Genomic DNA, 17398 nt, shown 5'->3' with positions numbered 1-17398 from the left:
AAACGCTGCGACTTACCCTACCGTCAGCTGGTTACGCCCGTTTGCCTTGGACTCATAGAGCGCCGTGTCGGCTTTCTTGATCAGGGCGGCACCGTCGGTTACCGAGTGATCCGCCACCGCAACGCCCAGGCTGACGGTGATGTGTATCTGTTCACCATTGACATGGATGTTATGGTTCTCGATGGCTTTGCGGATGCGCTCGCCCACCACCATGGCATCGTCCAGGCCCGCGCCAGGCAGAATAACGGCCATCTCTTCCCCGCCGTAGCGGGCTGCAGTATCGCCGTCGCGGCAGCACTCACGGATGAGGTCAGACACATCTCTGAGCACTTTGTCGCCCAGCTGATGGCCCCAGGTGTCGTTGAAGCGCTTGAAGTGATCAATGTCGATCAGCAGCAGGCTCAGTTCTTTCTGATAGCGATGCACCCCGGCCATTTCCTGGCGCAGAATGTTCTGGAAGTATTCGTGGTTGAACAGGTTGGTCAGGCCGTCCACGGTGGCCTTGCGCGACAGCTCCAGGCGGCCGGCCGCAGACATGCCAATGATTTCCAGAGCGCCAAAGCGGGAGGCAGTAAAGCAGTGACTGAGGTGATTGTTTTCAAGGTACAGCAAACCAATGAGTTCCTCCTCATCGGCACTGCTGGCAATAATCGGCAGACACAATACGGACCGCACCTGATGACGCTGGATGTATGGGTCCATATTCAGCCCGGGCAGCTTTCCTGAACCGGATAGCGCATCGTCGATGACCAGCCCTTCCCGGGTCCGGGCAACGTAATTCAGTACCTGGCGACAGGCCATGGGGTAGGTGTCGACGGGTTTGGACTGCAGGATGGTGGGCTCCTTGCCGTCCACGTCCATCTCCGCTTCAATGCACAGGTTCTGCTTTGCATCCCGCAGTGCCAGCACGCCCCGCTGGGCGCCGGCAAACTCGATAGCGGTGCTGATCACGGCCGACACCATCCGGCTGTGTATCTGCTCGTTGGCAATGGCCTTCAGCGCCTTCATCAGTGACGTGACGTCCACCACATCCAGCGAAGTGACCGTGGTTCCACCCGCCGTGGCGACCGGGCTATCCATGGCCAGTTGTGGGTATTTTTTCTCCATATGGCGCACCTTGGCGACAGCACCCCAGCGGTGATAAAGCTGCCGGGCCCGGCGCAGGTAGGGCTCGCCCAGGGTGTTCCGGCCCGCATCAAGATGCATGGTGCCGCAGAGTTCGTTGGCCAGAGCCTCTTCGTTGAGAAACCCGATCTGGCGGGACAGTTCGATGGCCCGGTCGTAGGCACTGTGAGCCTCAAAAGGCTTGCCGGTAAGCCGCAGTTTTTCAGCAACCAGCAGCTGGTATTTGTTGCTGAAATTACCCGGGCTGCGTTCCGCCAGATTGCGAACCATGCGCATATGGCGATTGATGTTGGGCATCAGCTTCAGGCGCTGACCACGGGTCGTATTCCGTGCCTCTCTCAGGTACGCCAGCCCGCACAGGTACCAGCTCCAGTTGGCGCCAAAGAATCCCCGCACGTTGGTCATACTCTTGGCCAGGTGTGCCTTGTCTTCAGTGGTGTGTATGTTGGTTTCGAACAGGTACTCCAGATACAGCCGCTTGAGCTTGACGTAATCAATCAGCGGGCCGTCCCGGGTGACCTCATGACGAGGCAACATGTCGTCGATGTCATAGGCATGCCCCGACAGTTTCTCAGGATGATCATTCAGTCCCCGCAGGTTGAGAATCATCTGCAGCCGGCTTGCCTGGTGCATCAGCAGGTGGCTCAGTTGCAGGGAACGGAACCGGGCCAGGTCGGCGGACACCTGCTCTTGCACATATTCAAGGTCAGAACTGCAATGATAAGCGTACTCACAGAGAATATTGGTGGCGTGGATGGAGTATTCGAAGTCACCGTGTTCCATACAGACCCGGCTGGCTTCACGGAGGGTGGGCAGGCAGTTGGCCAGGGGTTCTTTCCAGTGCTGGACAATACTGCCATGCAGGTGGAGTGCCCGGCCCAGAACGTGTCGTCGTTCCGGGTGTTGCGCGATACGGATGGCCAGTTGGCCAAGCGCTATGCCCAGATCCACATCGCCGGTCTCGCTGGCGTAGATGGATCCCAGCACACTGAAGCAGGTGACGCCACCCGGTGAGTGGCCGTAGTCGAGAGTTATCTGAATGCCTCTGAATACCATCAGCGGCAGCAGTTTCGGCTCCGCAAACATGGCGGCCCTGCCAAGGCTGGCACCTATCCTGATTGCTGCCATCTGGGTAGGGTCGGTCATGTTAGGAAGTGCTTCGATCTGTTCCAGACTGTATTTTCGCATCCGCTGCTTCACGCGCAGGAACCCTGCGATTACATGGGCCTGATTGGGCTTGCGGGGATATTTGTGGCCCAGCTCTGCCAGCACAAATTTGGCGATGCTGATCGCTTTGGCAAGCTCGCCCCGGGCAATCAGCGTCGAGATCTGGACTTCATGGAAGGGCACCCGGTCCAGCACGGTGCGGGCTTGCTCCAGCCCGGTTTCCACAAAGCGGTCCATGGCTTTCGGGTCGCCCACGTAGGCGGCGGTCTCGGCGCCATTGGTATAGAGCGCCAGCGCCAGGTCATAGTGGCTGTTCCAGATCCGTTTGCCTTCACCATAAAGGTGGATGGCCTTCTGGAAGTGGCCAAATGCAATGCTGTAGGAAGCGGCCAGTCGCGCCCGCTGACCGGCTTTCAGGTTCAGCTGGCACACTTCCAGCCGCTGTTCGTCGGTGGTGATCAGTCGCGACGACAGGTTCAGGTGATTGACAATAGCAAACAGCATATCGTCGTGAGGCGTGTGGTTACAGGCCTCCAGTAACAGATGGCCGATTCGCCAGTGGGCTTTTTCCCGGGTGGCCAGCGGCATCTGCTCGTAAGCGGCTTCCTGAATGCGGTCGTGAATGAACACAAATTCGATGGTCAGGGCCTGGTCTGCGACCTTGCCCTGCTCCAGTTCCGTAAGCTGCCAGGCGTCACGGATCGGGCGTATCAGACCTTCCTGGATGGCCTGCCGGGCTGCTGCTGCCACCTTCTGCGGGCTTGCCTGAGTCATCAGCGAGAGGGTGTCGAGGGTAAACCGGTTGCCGGCGCAGGCGGCCAGCTGCATCAGTTTGTTGGTGGCTGGAGACAAACGCTGCAGCTTGCGGCTCATCAGCTCCGCAACGTTGTCGGTAATCTGCTGCTGATCCAGTTGCTCCGGGTCCCAGGTCCAGTTTCCTTTGTGTTGGTCAAAGGTGATATTGCCCTGGCGGTACTGCTCCTGCAGGAACTCATCAATGAAGAACGGATTGCCACCGGTTTTCTGCAATACGAGCGCGGCCAGGGGCGCGACATCGCCGGGTTCTGCGTGGAGCGTATCGGCCAGCATCTGGGTCACGTCGGCCAGCGCCAGAGGGTCAACCCGGATAGCGGTGATGGGAGTGTCGGTCTTGCTCAGTTCGGCAAGAATCCCCACCAGCGGATGGTCGGGGGTAATCTCGTTGTCACGGTAAGCCCCAATCACCAGCAGGTGTTCACCTTCTTCCTGGTCCACCAGCAGATCCGCCAGTCTCAGGGTGCTGTTATCGGCCCACTGCAGATCGTCCAGTACCAGCACCAGGGGGTGCTCGCCGGTGCTGAACACCCGGAAAAAGCTGAATAACGTCAACCGGAAGCGCTGTTCCGATTCCAGAGCGGCCAGGGGCTCCACTTCCGGTTGCTCCCCGAGAATCAGCTCCAGCTCCGGAATCATGTCGGTCATCAGCCGGGCGTTACCCCCCAGCGACGCCTGCAGCCGGGATCTCAGTTCGGCAATGCGTTGCGGGCTCTCGGTAAGCACCTGGCGCATCAGATCCCGCAGGGCAACCGTCAACCCGCTGTAGGGGATGTCCCGGTGAAGCTGGTCGAACTTACCCCGGATAAAGTAGCTCTTGCGGGCGGTAATGGGCTTGTAGAGCTCGTTGATCAGGCTGGTCTTGCCGTTTCCGGACTGACCGGCCACCAGGGCAACGCTCATGCGATCGTAGGCGTTGTCAAAAGCCCGGGTCAGTTCCCTCAGTGCTTTTTCGCGCCCGTAAAGTTTTGCAGGTATCCGGAAACGTTCGGGAATATCCTTGCTGCCGAGGGGAAATGCAGCCAGTTCCTGTCCTTCTCTCAGAAGAATCTGACACTGCTCCAGATCTGCGAGAATGCCATGGGCACTCTGGTAACGGTTCTCGGCGTTCTTTTCCAGCAGCTTCATGGTCAGGTTGGACAAGGCCACCGGAACGCCCCTGACCAGTTCGGCCGGCGGGGTCGGACGCCTGGCAATGTGGCAATGGAACCACTCGATGGGTTCGCTGGCCAGAAACATCAGGCGGCCCGTCAGCAACTGGTAAAGGGTCGCGCCGAGGGCATAGTAATCTGAGCGATAATCGATCAGCCGGTTCATGCGGCCGGTCTGCTCGGGGGACATGTAGGCGGTGGTGCCGGGAACCAGATCGGCCCGGGCGCCCTGGACTTCCTCCTGGGCCAGTCGGGTAGCGATACCGAAGTCAATAATGCGTAACTCACCGGTACCGGGATTGAAGACGACGTTGGCCGGGTTGATGTCCTTGTGGATAAGACCGGCGCGATGAATGTCTGCCAGTCCGCTGACCAGGCTGTTCAGGATTACCAGCAGCTCTGCGGTGTCCGGGCGCTGGTCCTGGTAGAGTCGGTCGAGGGATTCGCCGCCAATATCCTCCATGACCTGTACCGGTCCGGTATCGCTTTCGGTGAGGCCATAGGTGCGAATAACAAACTGGCTGGAAATACTGGCCAGCAGATCGTGTTCGTGCTGCTGGCGGGCAAGGGTTTCGCGGCTACGGCCCTCTTCCCGGATAACCTTGAGAATAACCGGTGTGTCGTCGCTGCTTCTGGTGGCCCGGTAAATGCGCGTGCTGGTCGCATTAACCAGCATGTTCAGCCCATGGAATCCCGGAATCCGGTCGGGCACATCGTGAGTCGTATCAACGGTTGAGGCCGATTTCAGGATGGCGCCCGTTTTTTCTGATTTTTCCGTTGCAGGACCGTTCATTACTTTCGGTCTCCCTTGAATACCACGTCTTTTTTGATGTTTTTATTATGGTTCGCTGACCGAATTTAAGCTGTAATTAAAAGTAACCTAAAGGTAATCAAATGAAAAATCGACTACTGCCCACTTTGGTATTTACATGTGCATAAACGGAACTTTGACATGCATAACAACACCGCACAGACTTCGATAGTTGAAGTCATGACAATCGGTGCAATAGTTAATAGAGGTGGCTAAATCAGGTCTGTTTGCGTCACAGTGGTGACAAGCTTAGTCAGTACCCTGTCATTTTGCCGGGAAACCGGGAATTTACGCGGCAGGTCATCCGGAACAGGAGATATTCAATGTCGAACCAATCTGCCAGTCACGACAGTTATCAAAGTCTTTCCACGCTGACAGTCGACGGCAAGACTTACCATTACTACAGTCTGCCAGCGGCGGGGAAAACCCTGGGGGACCTCGACCGGATGCCGTTCTCGCTGAAGGTGCTGACCGAGAATCTGTTGCGTTTCGAAGACGGTGTCACCGTTGAGCAAAAACATCTGGAAGCCATGATGGCGTGGTTGAAAAACCGCACCTCTGACACGGAAATCCAGTTCCGACCGGCCCGGGTGCTGATGCAGGATTTTACCGGTGTGCCCGGGGTGGTAGATCTGGCCGCCATGCGCGAGGCCGTCAAGGCGGCGGGCAAGGATCCGGCGCTGATCAATCCGCTGTCACCGGTGGATCTGGTGATCGACCATTCGGTGATGGTGGACCGCTACGGCGATGCCTCCGCCTTCAAGGATAACGTAGTCATCGAGATGGAGCGCAATCAGGAGCGCTATGAGTTTCTGCGCTGGGGCCAGAAGGCGTTCAATAACTTCCGGGTGGTGCCGCCGGGCACCGGAATCTGTCATCAGGTGAATCTGGAGTATCTCGGACGCACGGTATGGACCAAAGATGATGACGGTAAAACCTTCGCTTACCCGGACACCCTGGTAGGTACCGATTCTCACACCACCATGATCAACGGTCTGGGCATTCTGGGCTGGGGTGTCGGTGGCATTGAGGCCGAGGCAGCCATGCTGGGCCAGCCGGTTTCCATGCTGATCCCGGAAGTGGTGGGCTTCAAGGTGTCCGGCAAACTGCGCGAAGGCATTACCGCCACTGATCTGGTGCTCACGGTTACCGAGATGCTGCGCAAGAAGGGCGTGGTCGGCAAATTTGTGGAGTTTTACGGCGACGGTCTGAAAGACATGCCGGTGGCAGACCGGGCCACCATTGCCAATATGGCACCGGAGTATGGTGCCACCTGCGGCTTTTTCCCGGTGGATGAGCAGACTCTGAAATACCTGCGCCTGACCGGTCGTGAGGAACACCAGATCGAATTGGTGGAAGCTTACGCCAAAGCCCAGGGCCTGTGGCGGCAGCCGGGGCATGAGCCCTTGTACACCGACACCCTGGAGCTGGATATGGGCGAAGTGGAGGCCAGTCTGGCCGGCCCCAAGCGGCCCCAGGACCGGGTTGCCCTGAAAAACATGAAGGCCTCCTTTGAATTGTTGATGGAAACCGCCGAAGGCACCGCCACGGCGCAGACAAAAACCGAGTCCAAAGCACAGAACAGCAAACTGGAATCGGAGGGCGGCCAGACCGCAGTGGCGGTCGACAACAGTTACGAACACGCGGCCAGCCAGAACTGTGAGCTGGATGGCCAGCACTTCCGGCTCGACCCCGGCGCGGTGGTGATCGCGGCTATTACTTCCTGCACCAACACCTCCAACCCCAGCGTGATGATGGCGGCGGGCCTGGTTGCCCGCAAGGCGCTGGAAAAGGGCCTGACCACCAAGCCCTGGGTGAAAACCTCACTGGCGCCGGGTTCGAAAGTGGTGACCGAATATCTCAAGGTCGGCGGCTTCGATACCGATCTTGATAAACTCGGCTTCAATCTGGTGGGTTACGGCTGTACCACCTGCATTGGTAACTCCGGCCCGTTGCCGGAGCCGGTGGAGAAGGCCATTGCAACTGGAGATCTGACGGTGGCCTCGGTGTTGTCTGGCAACCGCAACTTTGAGGGCCGGGTGCATCCGCTGGTAAGAACCAACTGGCTGGCATCGCCACCGCTGGTGGTGGCCTATGCGCTGGCAGGCAATGTCCGGCTGGATCTCACCAAAGAGCCGTTGGGCCAGGATTCCGATGGCAACCCGGTGTTCCTCAAGGATCTGTGGCCCAGCCAGCAGGAAATCGCGGAGGCCGTCGAAAAGGTCAAAACCGACATGTTCCGCACCGAATACGGGGCGGTATTTGATGGTGATGCCACCTGGCAGGCTATCAAGGTGCCAGACAGCAAGGTCTACGATTGGTCGAAGGATTCCACCTACATTCAGCACCCTCCGTTCTTCGAGGGCATGGGGCCGGAGCCGGAAGCCATCGAGGATGTCACCGATGCGCGCATACTGGCGCTGCTGGGTGATTCGGTCACCACGGATCACATTTCACCGGCGGGTTCCTTCAAGGCGGATTCCCCTGCCGGCAAGTATTTGCAGGAGCAGGGCGTCAAACCCGAAGATTTCAATTCCTACGGTTCCCGTCGTGGTAATCACCAGGTCATGATGCGGGGCACCTTTGCCAACGTCCGAATCCGCAATGAAATGCTGGACGGTGTGGAGGGCGGGTTCACCCGACATGTGCCCAGCGGCGAACAGATGTCCATTTACGACGCGGCCATGAAGTACCAGCAGGACCACACCCCGCTGGTGGTGATTGCAGGCAAGGAATACGGCACCGGCTCCAGCCGCGACTGGGCGGCCAAGGGCACCCGATTGCTGGGGGTTCGTGCGGTGGTAGCGGAAAGCTACGAGCGCATTCACCGCTCCAACCTTATCGGTATGGGGGTAATGCCCCTGCAGTTTCCTGAGGGTACAGATCGCAAAAACCTCAAGCTTACCGGTGAGGAAACCATCAGCATTCGGGGGCTGTCCGGCGATATCCAGCCAGGTCAGACCCTGGAAATGACCATAACCTATGCCGATGGCCATTCGACCACCTGCAAGCTGCTTTCCAGGATCGATACCGCCAACGAGGCAGTGTATTTCCGCCACGGCGGTATTCTGCACTACGTGGTGCGGGAGATGATCCGCACGGCCTGATGTCAGACCTGGGACCTTCAGGGAGATCGAGCAGTCGCAGTTTGCGATGTACTTGTCGCAAACTGCCTTTCATGCGACGCTCATGGCGGGCGACGGACCGGTGATGACTGACCGTTGAAAGACAGAGGGCAGACAGTATACAGAGAGGGGTGCCATGACATCGCCTGGCCAACCAGATGAAATCAAATCAAAGCTGATTACCGAAACATCCCGCATTTCCTGGCGGGAACTGCAGACTTATTACGCCCGTGGGCAAGTTGTACGTGTTTCAGGGGAGCTGGATCTGCTCGAAGTGGCTGAGCAGCTTACTGCTGACAATAAAGCCCGGTTCGAAGCCTGGATGGCCGCGGATCAGGTGGGTGATGTCAGTCCGGACCTGGCCCGTGCGTGGTACGATCGCGAAGCGGAATTGTGGGCCGTGGTGATTGCGCCCTGGGTTCTGGTGCAGGACAAACACGACCAGGTGCTGCACTGATCCTATGAAACTCCACTACTTTCATGGCCCCGGTCCGTTGCGGACACTGGTGCTCCGCAAGGAGAGCCGGCGGGTCGAGTTGCATCTGAAGAAAGTGGGGGACGATATCTGGGTGCTGGTGGCGCTCTGTGGTGGCCAGCAAGGCCAGCCTGATCGTAGTGGTTGCCGGGGCCCTTATCGCAGTGTGGCCCAGGCCGAAGCGGTGCTCAGGCATACGGCGGGCTCATTGCTGGGCAGTGGCCATCAGCCCTGTCGCGACGATCCGGCAATCTGGTCGGTTTTCGCCCAGCGCCTGGCCCGGACTATTCGCAAGGAAAACGAGACCAGTCAGGGCAACTACCAGTTTGACCCGGACCAGTTTGAGCCTGTCCTTTGATCCTTATTTTCCGTAACGGAGCGCCCGCACTATGGCGGTGAGTCATACCCTGCTTGCGGCTCAACCGATCTATAATCGCAGCAGCGAGATGGAGGCGGTGGAGCTGCTGTATCGCAATGATCTCGGTGAAAGTGCGCTGACGGTCGGTGAAAGCCGTGCCACCAGTGAGCTGTTGTTCAACTTCTGCACCGGTGTGAGCTCCCAGGCGGATTATTACGGCACCCAGGTTTTTATCAACGTCTCCTCGGATTTCCTGTTGTCTGGTGTGTTCATGCCGGTGGATCCTGACCGGGTGGTAATAGAACTGGTTGAGCGCATCGAACCGACGCGGGAACTGATTGAGGCGGTCAAGGTCTGGCACCGGCAGGGTTTCCGCTTCGCACTGGATGATTTCGATTTTTCGGACGCGTGGCGACCACTGCTAACCATGTCGTCGGTGATCAAGGTCGATATTTCGCTGATGGCCGAGGCGGAGGTTTCCCGTTACCGGGAGCAGCTGGATCACCTTCCGGTAAAATGGCTGGCAGAGAAAGTTGAAGATGAAGCTACCCGCGACCGGTTTTCGGATATGGGTTTTGATCTGTTTCAGGGCTATTTCCTGGCTCATCCCAGGCTGATTTCGGGTCGTAAACTGAGTCCCGGAGGTCTGCACCTCACCCGTCTGATTGGTGTGCTCTACCAGGAAGATCCGGATATCCGCGAGCTGACCGATATCCTTTCCGAAGACCCCAATCTTGCCCTGAACCTGATCCGCATCGTTAACAGTCCGCTCTATCGTGGCTCCGGCACCATCTCGAGCATACGGGAACTGGTGGTTCGCCTGGGGCTGAGCAACCTCCGGCGCTGGGCAGTACTGCTGAGCTCCCTGCAGGCGGTCAGTTCGGAACACGCCCGCCTGATACTGATCAGGGCTCACGTCTGTGAGGAGCTGGCGCGCCGGGTCAAGACCGGGGATATTGAACCTTCCAGCGCTTTTCTGACCGGGCTGGTGTCTGGTGCCGACGTGATGCTGGGGGTGGCGCCGGCTGAATTCGTGAGTCAGATCAGCCTGGGTTCTGCCATAACTGAGGCTGTCACCAGCCGCCGGGGGGCGCTGGGCCGTTTGCTGAATACCGCGATCGGGCTGGAGCGGGCGGTTGCCTTGCAACAGAATCTCGATACCCTCGATCCACGCCTGCTGATGTTGTATGAGCGGGCGGGTCATCAGGTTCAGGCTTTGTTCCGGCAGCTGAAAAAGCCTGACTGAGCTCCTGTGCGGGCATATTCCTGTTTCGATATTTACGCATCCTGCAATCCACTTTCTGCGCAATCTGCGTATGTAAGCTACGCTTCAAATTACATCATGATTACACCTTTACCGCTGGCGCGTTTCGATGGTCAGTGTTCCCGGTGGCCAAAGAGCAGGTACATCAACTCGTGACGCAGGAATTACAGCAGCTACCGGGCCGGCGGTGGGTTTTGCCAGCGAGTTTCGTGGGCATCATTATCCTGTTTGTCATAGCGCTGCCCTGGCTGCCGGCCTTCGCCGATCGCAGTGGCTATTACGGCGTGCGCGTGGATCTTCACGCCGAGCCACTGCCGGGAGCTTCGGGCCAACCCCTGGTGCCACCGGACGACGGTGTCGACGTGGTTTTCTTCGGTTTTCAGCAGTGCGGTACGGTTTGCCCGCTGCAGCTGGTCAACCTCATGGAGCTGCAGCGACGCCTGCAGGGTGAACCGGTCCGGTTCGTCTTTGTGACGCTGGACCCGGAGCGGGATTCGACAGCACGGTTGAATGAGGTGATGGCAGGGCTGGGGCCTCATTTCGTCGCCGTACGCCCGGAATCCGGACAGCAGGCCCGTCAGCTGGCCAGTCGCTACCACGATTACGCCGCAGTTACGGGCGTCGGTGAGGCCTACGATATTGAGCATTCCGGCCACCTGCATGTGGTGAGTCGCCGCGGCCGCAGAGAATTACTGTATACAAACCCTGAGCTTGATCTGGATCGGGTCACCGAGGATCTGGTCAGGTTACTCTCAGAGCTACAGATGTACCCGGAGTATGCCCATCTATGAACAAAAATACCGAGCACGCCAAACGCGAGTGCCTGAAAACCGATCGACAGATGTTATGGATCCTGCTGGCTCATGTTCCGGTGGTCGCCCTGCTGGTGCCAGTGGGCTATGGCACTCATACGTTTGCGATTACCGCATCGGTGATACTGGGGCTGTTGATTGCTGCCGCTTACGCTTCACTAAAAGGCACCCGGGGTTTTTCGGTGGTGGCCGGCGCCAGCCTGATGGCGTTTTCGGCCATCATGATTCAGGCCCAGATGGGTCGTATCGAGATGCACTTCCATATTTTCAGCGCCATGGCGCTATTGATCATTTACCGCGACTGGTTGCCCATTGTTGCCGGTGCAGCGGTCATCGCCATTCACCACCTGCTGCTGACGGGGTTGCAGCTGGGCGAGGCCTCGGTGGCGGGCATGCCGGTGATGATCTTCAACTACGGCTGTTCCTGGTCCATCGCCTTTCTGCACGCGGCTTTCGTGGTTTTTGAGGCCAGCATACTGGTGTTTTTTGCCATTCGGCTGAACGTTGAGCGACAGATTACCTACAGTATGGTCGGGCTGGTTGAGCAGTTTCAGGCCAGCAAGAACCTGTCCCTGCGCCTCGATTCACATCAGGATAATACTGCCGTTCGTGCCTTCAACGGCATGCTGGAACAATTCGCCGGGCTGGTGATGCAGGTTGGTGAACTGTCCTCGCGGTTGAAGCAGAACGCAGCAAACCTCAGCGAGCTGAGTGACCAGACCTCCGCTATTCTGCGGGATCAGCATGCCCAGGCGGACCAGGCGGCAGCGGCCACCACCGAAATGACGGCGACCATTCAGGACGTGGCCCGCAACGCCCAGCAGGCGTCCGAAGCCGCAAGCAAAGCCACCGAGGCCGCAGGCCATGGCCAGGGCAGGGTGGATCAGGCCATTACCCTGACCGAATCCACCAACCTGTCGCTGGAAGATTCCGCCCGGGCGGTGCAGGCAGTGGTGGATAACGTCGGTTCCATCAATGCGGTGATTACGTCGATCAATGAAATATCGGATCAGACCAACCTGCTGGCGCTGAATGCAGCTATTGAAGCTGCACGGGCCGGTGAGCACGGCCGGGGTTTTGCGGTGGTGGCAGACGAGGTTCGCAACCTGTCGCGCCGTACCCAGGAGTTTACTGATGATATCCGCAGCACCATTGCGACCCTGGCCAAAGGATCTGAAAAGGCACTGGCGGCGATAGAGATGGGTAAAACCCGGTCCACCGAAACCACCCACGCGGTGCGGGAAACCGGCGACTCCATTGCAGTCGTGCAGCAGTCCATCTCCTCGGTCAGTGATATGAACTACCAGATTGCCTCAGCGGCTGAAGAGCAGGCAACGGCTTCTGCTGATATCAATGAGAGTGTTCATCAGGTGTCCTCGCAGAATAGCCGGGTAGTGGCTGAGGCCGGCCGCGCCAGCGAGATGGCCGGACAGCTGGAGCAGCTTGTGACAGAAATGGACCGGTTGATCAGTGGCTATCGCATCTGACCAGATTCTGGTCACGTTCTGACGGTGGTCGTCTATAATGGGGCGCAACTGACCTCCTTCGCCGGCACGCCGGTTGTGGTTGCCGAGACGTTCTGGAGAATGAATGCAGCGCAGGGATATACTTCGCTACGCCGGTGCGCTCGGACTGCTTTCTGTGTCCGGGCTGCAGGGCTGTTCGTCACCAGGTACGTTGCTGTGCGGCGCACACCCCTGGATCGGTTACGAGTCGCTGTATCTTGCCGACCAGTTTGGCTGGTTTGGCTCCAACGTCCAGCTGGTCCGCGGTAACACCTCCGCCGATTCCATTTCCGGTCTGGTGAGCGGTAAGCTCTCAGCTGCTGCCCTGACCCTGGATGAGGTGCTACGGGTCAGGGCGGACGGCGTGCCGCTGACGGTTTGTGCGGTGATGGATGTTTCTGCCGGGGCGGATGCCCTGGTGGTCCGGGACGGTATAACCGCTCTTGGCCAGCTTCGCGGAAAGCGCATCGCCGTGGAGCAGTCCGCCCTTGGAGCCATGATGCTGGCCCGCATTCTTGAGGTAGCAGAGCTTTCCAGCGATGACGTTGACATCGTGGACCTGAGAATCGATCAGCAGATAGATGCCTGGCGGGAAAACCGGATTGACGGCGCGGTCAGCTACGAACCCACGGTTTCGCGCCTGCTGGCGGAAGGCGCCATTCGCCTGTTCGACAGCCGGCAGTTGCCGGATACCATCTTTGATGTACTGGCGGTAGACTCGCGGACCCGGTTCCATCAGGGTGTACGGGATCTGGTAATCGGACATTTCCGGGGGCTGCATCATTTGCTGCACAACAATCACGATGCGATCTACCGGGTCGCAACCCACCAGAACATAGAGCCGGCCCAGGTCAGATCAGCGCTGGCGGGGGTGATGTTTCCTGATGTCGCAACCAATTACCGTTACATGGCAAGCGCTTCGGTGCTGAGACAGGCAGCCGAACGCCTGAATTCAGTCATGGTCCGAGACGGGTTTCTGTCTCGTGCGGATAACCTTGACCAGCTCTTTGATGATCGCTGGCTTCCTGCGGGAGGCCGTGTGTGACTGACCGCAGCAGTTGCAGGGCGGAGCCCGCAGTGATTCTGGGGGGCTGGCTCAGGCAGATGCTTCTGGTACTGGCGCTTTTTTCGATGCCGATATCCCCGGCTGTCGCTGAGCACCATGGGCATCTTACCCTGGGGGTGTTTTCCTATCGCCCGGACTACAGCACGGAGCAGCGGTTTCAGCCTCTTGCCCGCTACCTGTCCGAGGCCACCGGGCAAAAGATCGAGTTACAGGTTCTCAACCACGAAGACATGCGTGCTGCCCTTTCCCGCAATCAGCTCGATTTCGTCTTGACCAACCCCAGCCATTTTCTGGTGCTACGGAGCGAGCGCAGCCTGACCGGCGTGCTGGCAACGCTGATCGAACGCTGGGGCAGTCACGAAACCTCCAGCATGGGTGGCGTAATTTTTACCCGATCGGACAACACCCGAATCAATGAGTTGCAGGATCTCACAGGAGCTCGGGTGGCCATCTCCGGGCCACGGTTTCTGGGGGGCTATCAGGCCCAGGCAAGAGAGTTGCAGAATGTCGGAGTGGATGCTGACCGGGATCTGGTCCTGTTGAGTGTTGGTCATCAGGATGGAGTAATAGAGGCGGTCATTTCCGGTCAGGCTGATGCCGGTTTCGTCCGGACCGGCCTGATTGAGGACCTGGCGGATGCCTCGCGGCTGCGGGTGGACAGGCTCAAGGTAATCAACTCGCAGGATCTCATGGGCTACCCATTCCGGTTATCGACCCGGCTTTATCCGGAGTGGCCCTTTGTGGCCTTGCCCCATGTGGATGGCCGGATTGTTCGCAGTGTCGCATCCGCGCTGCTGGCACTGGATGGAGAACACCCGGCCGCGAAGGCGTCTGGAATTGCCGGTTTCAGTCCGCCGGCGGACTATCAGTCCGTTGAGCTGATGGCGAGAAACCTGAGGGCATCGCCCTACGACCAGATACCGACGCTGTCCTGGGCCGAGTTCTGGGAGCAGTATCGGTATTGGGTCAGCACCACCGCATTGCTTATCCTGTTGCTGTCGCTGGCCGCCTGCTGGCTGTGGTACCAGCGTTACACCATGGCCCGACAACAACGGCTGGCGGCTACGGTATTTGCCCATTCACGGGAAGGGGTTTTCATCACCGGACCAGATCGCCGGGTCATTGATGTGAACGAAGCCTATACCGAGATCACCGGTAACCCGAGAGATTCGATGATTCGCCATATCATCCGTTTCAGTGAAGCGGGTGATGAAGAAGCCATTCTGCGTGTCGCCCGGGAGCAGGGCTTCTGGACCGGTGAGTTCTGGAGCCGCCGCGCCAATGGCGAAAGTTTTGCCTGTGTGCTGACCATCAGTTCGGTGTTCAGCGAGCGCAGACAGCTGACCCATTATGTGGGCGTGTTCAGCGATATTACGGCCCTCAAGGAACAGGAGCAGCGGCTACGGCGACTGGCGCATTTTGATCCGCTGACGGGGCTGCCAAACCGGGTGCTGCTGGCGGACCGGCTGCACCAGTCCATGGCCCTGGCCCTGCGCCAGCGAAGCCGCCTGGCCCTGGCTTACATCGACCTTGACGGGTTCAAGGCGATCAACGATGCCCATGGTCACAAGGCTGGTGACGACCTGCTGGTGGACGTGGCCCGCCGTATGCGCGATGTATTGCGGGATCAGGATACCCTGGCGCGGCTGGGGGGCGATGAGTTTGTGGCGCTGATCGTGGATTCGCCGGGTCGGGACCTGGTGGACGGGTTGCTGCGGCGCCTGCTGGCTGCGGCGGCAGAGGTGATACTGGTAGGCGGTACCCGGCTGCAGGTATCGGCCTCAATCGGCGTGGCGTTCTTTCCTCAGCAGGAAGACCTTGATGCGGATCAGCTGTTGCGCCAGGCAGATCAGGCCATGTATCTGGCGAAACAGACCGGTCGCAACCGCTATTTCGTATTTGATCATGAGCAGGAGCGCAGTATCCGTTCCCTGCATGCGCAGCTGGAACACCTGAAGGAAGCGCTGGAGCACCGTGAATTCGTGTTGTATTACCAGCCCAAGGTCAATATGACTACCGGGGCCATTATTGGTGCCGAGGCGCTTATTCGCTGGCAGCACCCGGAACATGGGCTGCTGCCGCCCTCGTCCTTTCTGCCATTGATGGCTGGTCACCCGCTGTTGCTGCAGTTGGGCGAATGGGTTCTGGAGGAAGCGTTACGGCAGCACCAGGTCTGGCGCGAGCTGGGCTATCACGTGCCGGTTGCGGTCAATGTGGATTCAGAGCAGCTGGCCAGTGATCATTTCATGGCGCATATACGGCATCTTCTGGAGCGGTATCCGACCCTGCAGCCCGGTGCGCTGACGCTGGAAATTCTGGAAACCAGCGCCCTTGAGAATCTTGGCAAAACTGCAGACATTATCCGCCAGTGCAAGGCGCTGGGTATTGTTTTTGCCGTCGATGACTTCGGCACCGGCTATTCCTCACTGAACTATCTCAAGCAGTTACCGGCGGCCGAACTGAAAATCGATCAGAGCTTTGTTCGCGGCATGCGGGATGATCCGGATAATCTGGCGATCCTGGATGGTGTCATCGCCCTGTCCCGTGCGTTCCGGAGGTCCGTTATTGCAGAGGGCGTGGAAACAGAAGAACATGGTACCATGCTAATCAAATTGGGTTGCCTGCTGGGTCAGGGTTACTTTATTGCTCGCCCCATGCCGGCAGCGGACTTTCCGGACTGGCTGGCAAGCTGGCGGGTGCCGGATGCCTGGCGGCTGGCCGCAGAAAGGGTATCGTTACCGTAATAACGTTGCGTATAAGCCCTGCCGGCTTGCTTGCAAAGGGGCGACGGATGTCATCAGAACTCATAATCTGAACCTGTGGATTAAACAATGGACGTGCTGATACTGGACGATGATGTACCGGTTTCCGAGCTGATGGAAACCCTGATTTCCGGGCTCTATTCCCGTGCCGTTATCCGGAGTTTCCGCAGTGTTGCGGAGGCCCGTGCCAGTATGGAGGAGCATCAGCCCGACCTGATGGTTTGTGACTGGGAATTGCCCGACGGTCGTGGTCTGGAGGCAGTGCGGTATCTGCGGACCTTTAACAGCAAAACGCCGGTGCTGATGTTGTCGACCAGTGTCGACAGGGACAAGGTGCTGGCAGCAGCCCGTTATCATGTTCAGGGATTCGTCGCCAAACCGTTCAGTGCCAATGTGATGCAGCAGCGGCTGCAGGCGTTGTTGCCACCACCGGCGAAAAGCGGCCCGGATGTCAGCTTCGAGAAGATGCTGCGGCAGGCCAGCGAAACTCAGGTCTACCTGCCCGTCGATATGGATCCCGCCAGCGTTATGGCGCTGATCGAACAATCCGAAACCCTGTCTGTGGCGGAGCTGGTGGGCGAGTGGCAATCCCGGGCTGCGCTTACCGCCCGTTTGCTGGACGTGGCCAACAGCAGCGCTTTCCGGCGTTCCGGGGAGCCCTGTAATTCCCTGCGCGAGGCGATTGGTCTGCTGGGGTTACGGATGAGCCTGAATCATGCTCTGGCGCTGTCGGTGGATATTGCCCACCGACTGTCTGACGGGCGTCTGCGGGAGCTGGCCACGGAGCACAACCGCTTGTCAGGCCAGTTGGCAGACGTGGCGAGAAACCTGGCGTTAAAGGTGGGCGGTGATGCGATCCAGTGTTACACCGCTGGTTTGCTGCATCGGGTCGGTGAGCTTGCGGTTATCAGTACCGCCCAGCAGTTCATCAACAATGACGGAGCGCTGGACGCTGACGAAATTG

At 58.7% G+C, this 17398-nt stretch carries 10 protein-coding genes; 9 read left to right on the top strand and 1 reads right to left on the bottom strand.

What is annotated here, in order from left to right; genetic code table 11:
- Positions 1–12: 12 nt before the first annotated feature.
- The gene (locus tag AAC035_RS00240) at positions 13–5049 is read right to left on the bottom strand and encodes a diguanylate cyclase (RefSeq protein ID WP_339798740.1); all 5037 of its coding nucleotides are present in this window, start codon (positions 5047–5049) and stop codon (positions 13–15) included.
- Positions 5050–5390: 341 nt separating this feature from the next.
- Here AAC035_RS00240 and acnA point away from each other — a divergent pair, with 341 nt between their 5' ends.
- From acnA to AAC035_RS00195, 9 genes are all read left to right on the top strand, one after another.
- Complete coding sequence (acnA, locus tag AAC035_RS00235) at positions 5391–8174, top strand: aconitate hydratase AcnA (RefSeq protein WP_339798738.1); 2784 nt, start codon at positions 5391–5393, stop codon at positions 8172–8174.
- Between the two features lie 154 nt (positions 8175–8328).
- The gene (locus AAC035_RS00230) at positions 8329–8649 is read left to right on the top strand and encodes a DUF2288 domain-containing protein (protein WP_339798736.1); all 321 of its coding nucleotides are present in this window, start codon (positions 8329–8331) and stop codon (positions 8647–8649) included.
- Between the two features lie 4 nt (positions 8650–8653).
- Positions 8654–9025 (top strand): hypothetical protein, encoded by a 372-nt coding sequence (locus AAC035_RS00225; protein ID WP_339798733.1) that lies wholly within the window; start codon positions 8654–8656, stop codon positions 9023–9025.
- A gap of 31 nt (positions 9026–9056) precedes the next feature.
- Positions 9057–10271, top strand: a complete 1215-nt coding sequence (locus AAC035_RS00220; protein ID WP_339798731.1) for an HDOD domain-containing protein — start codon at positions 9057–9059, stop codon at positions 10269–10271.
- Positions 10272–10483: 212 nt separating this feature from the next.
- Positions 10484–11080 carry an SCO family protein gene (locus AAC035_RS00215; RefSeq protein WP_339798728.1) on the top strand — a complete coding sequence of 199 codons (597 nt, stop codon included), beginning with the start codon at positions 10484–10486 and terminating at the stop codon, positions 11078–11080.
- Positions 11077–12588: a methyl-accepting chemotaxis protein gene (locus AAC035_RS00210; RefSeq protein ID WP_339798725.1), complete on the top strand. Its 1512-nt coding sequence runs from the start codon at positions 11077–11079 to the stop codon at positions 12586–12588. Before AAC035_RS00215 ends, AAC035_RS00210 begins: the two co-directional genes overlap by 4 nt.
- A 103-nt stretch (positions 12589–12691) precedes the next feature.
- Complete coding sequence (locus AAC035_RS00205; RefSeq protein ID WP_339798723.1) at positions 12692–13651, top strand: ABC transporter substrate-binding protein; 960 nt, start codon at positions 12692–12694, stop codon at positions 13649–13651.
- Positions 13648–16416 carry an EAL domain-containing protein gene (locus AAC035_RS00200; RefSeq protein WP_339798720.1) on the top strand — a complete coding sequence of 923 codons (2769 nt, stop codon included), beginning with the start codon at positions 13648–13650 and terminating at the stop codon, positions 16414–16416. The genes AAC035_RS00205 and AAC035_RS00200 overlap by 4 nt, the downstream gene beginning before the upstream one ends.
- 87 nt (positions 16417–16503) lie before the next feature.
- On the top strand, positions 16504–17398 hold an 895-nt coding region (locus tag AAC035_RS00195; RefSeq protein WP_339798717.1), incomplete at its 3' end, for a response regulator.

The sequence above is a fragment of the uncultured Marinobacter sp. genome (assembly GCF_963974375.1).
In the GTDB taxonomy this organism is placed as follows: domain Bacteria; phylum Pseudomonadota; class Gammaproteobacteria; order Pseudomonadales; family Oleiphilaceae; genus Marinobacter.
The sequence above is the reverse complement of the archived record's forward strand: the minus strand, read 5'-3'. Positions and strand labels throughout refer to the sequence as shown.

What these genes read in the sequence shown, in the direction of transcription:
- AAC035_RS00230 (WP_339798736.1), top strand. Translation starts at nt 8,329, where the DNA reads ATGACATCGCCTGGCCAACCAGATGAAATCAAATCAAAGCTGATTACC.
- AAC035_RS00240 (WP_339798740.1), bottom strand. Translation starts at nt 5,049, where the DNA reads ATGAACGGTCCTGCAACGGAAAAATCAGAAAAAACGGGCGCCATCCTG.
- AAC035_RS00220 (WP_339798731.1), top strand. Translation starts at nt 9,057, where the DNA reads ATGGCGGTGAGTCATACCCTGCTTGCGGCTCAACCGATCTATAATCGC.
- AAC035_RS00225 (WP_339798733.1), top strand. Translation starts at nt 8,654, where the DNA reads ATGAAACTCCACTACTTTCATGGCCCCGGTCCGTTGCGGACACTGGTG.
- acnA (WP_339798738.1), top strand. Translation starts at nt 5,391, where the DNA reads ATGTCGAACCAATCTGCCAGTCACGACAGTTATCAAAGTCTTTCCACG.
- AAC035_RS00210 (WP_339798725.1), top strand. Translation starts at nt 11,077, where the DNA reads ATGAACAAAAATACCGAGCACGCCAAACGCGAGTGCCTGAAAACCGAT.
- AAC035_RS00205 (WP_339798723.1), top strand. Translation starts at nt 12,692, where the DNA reads ATGCAGCGCAGGGATATACTTCGCTACGCCGGTGCGCTCGGACTGCTT.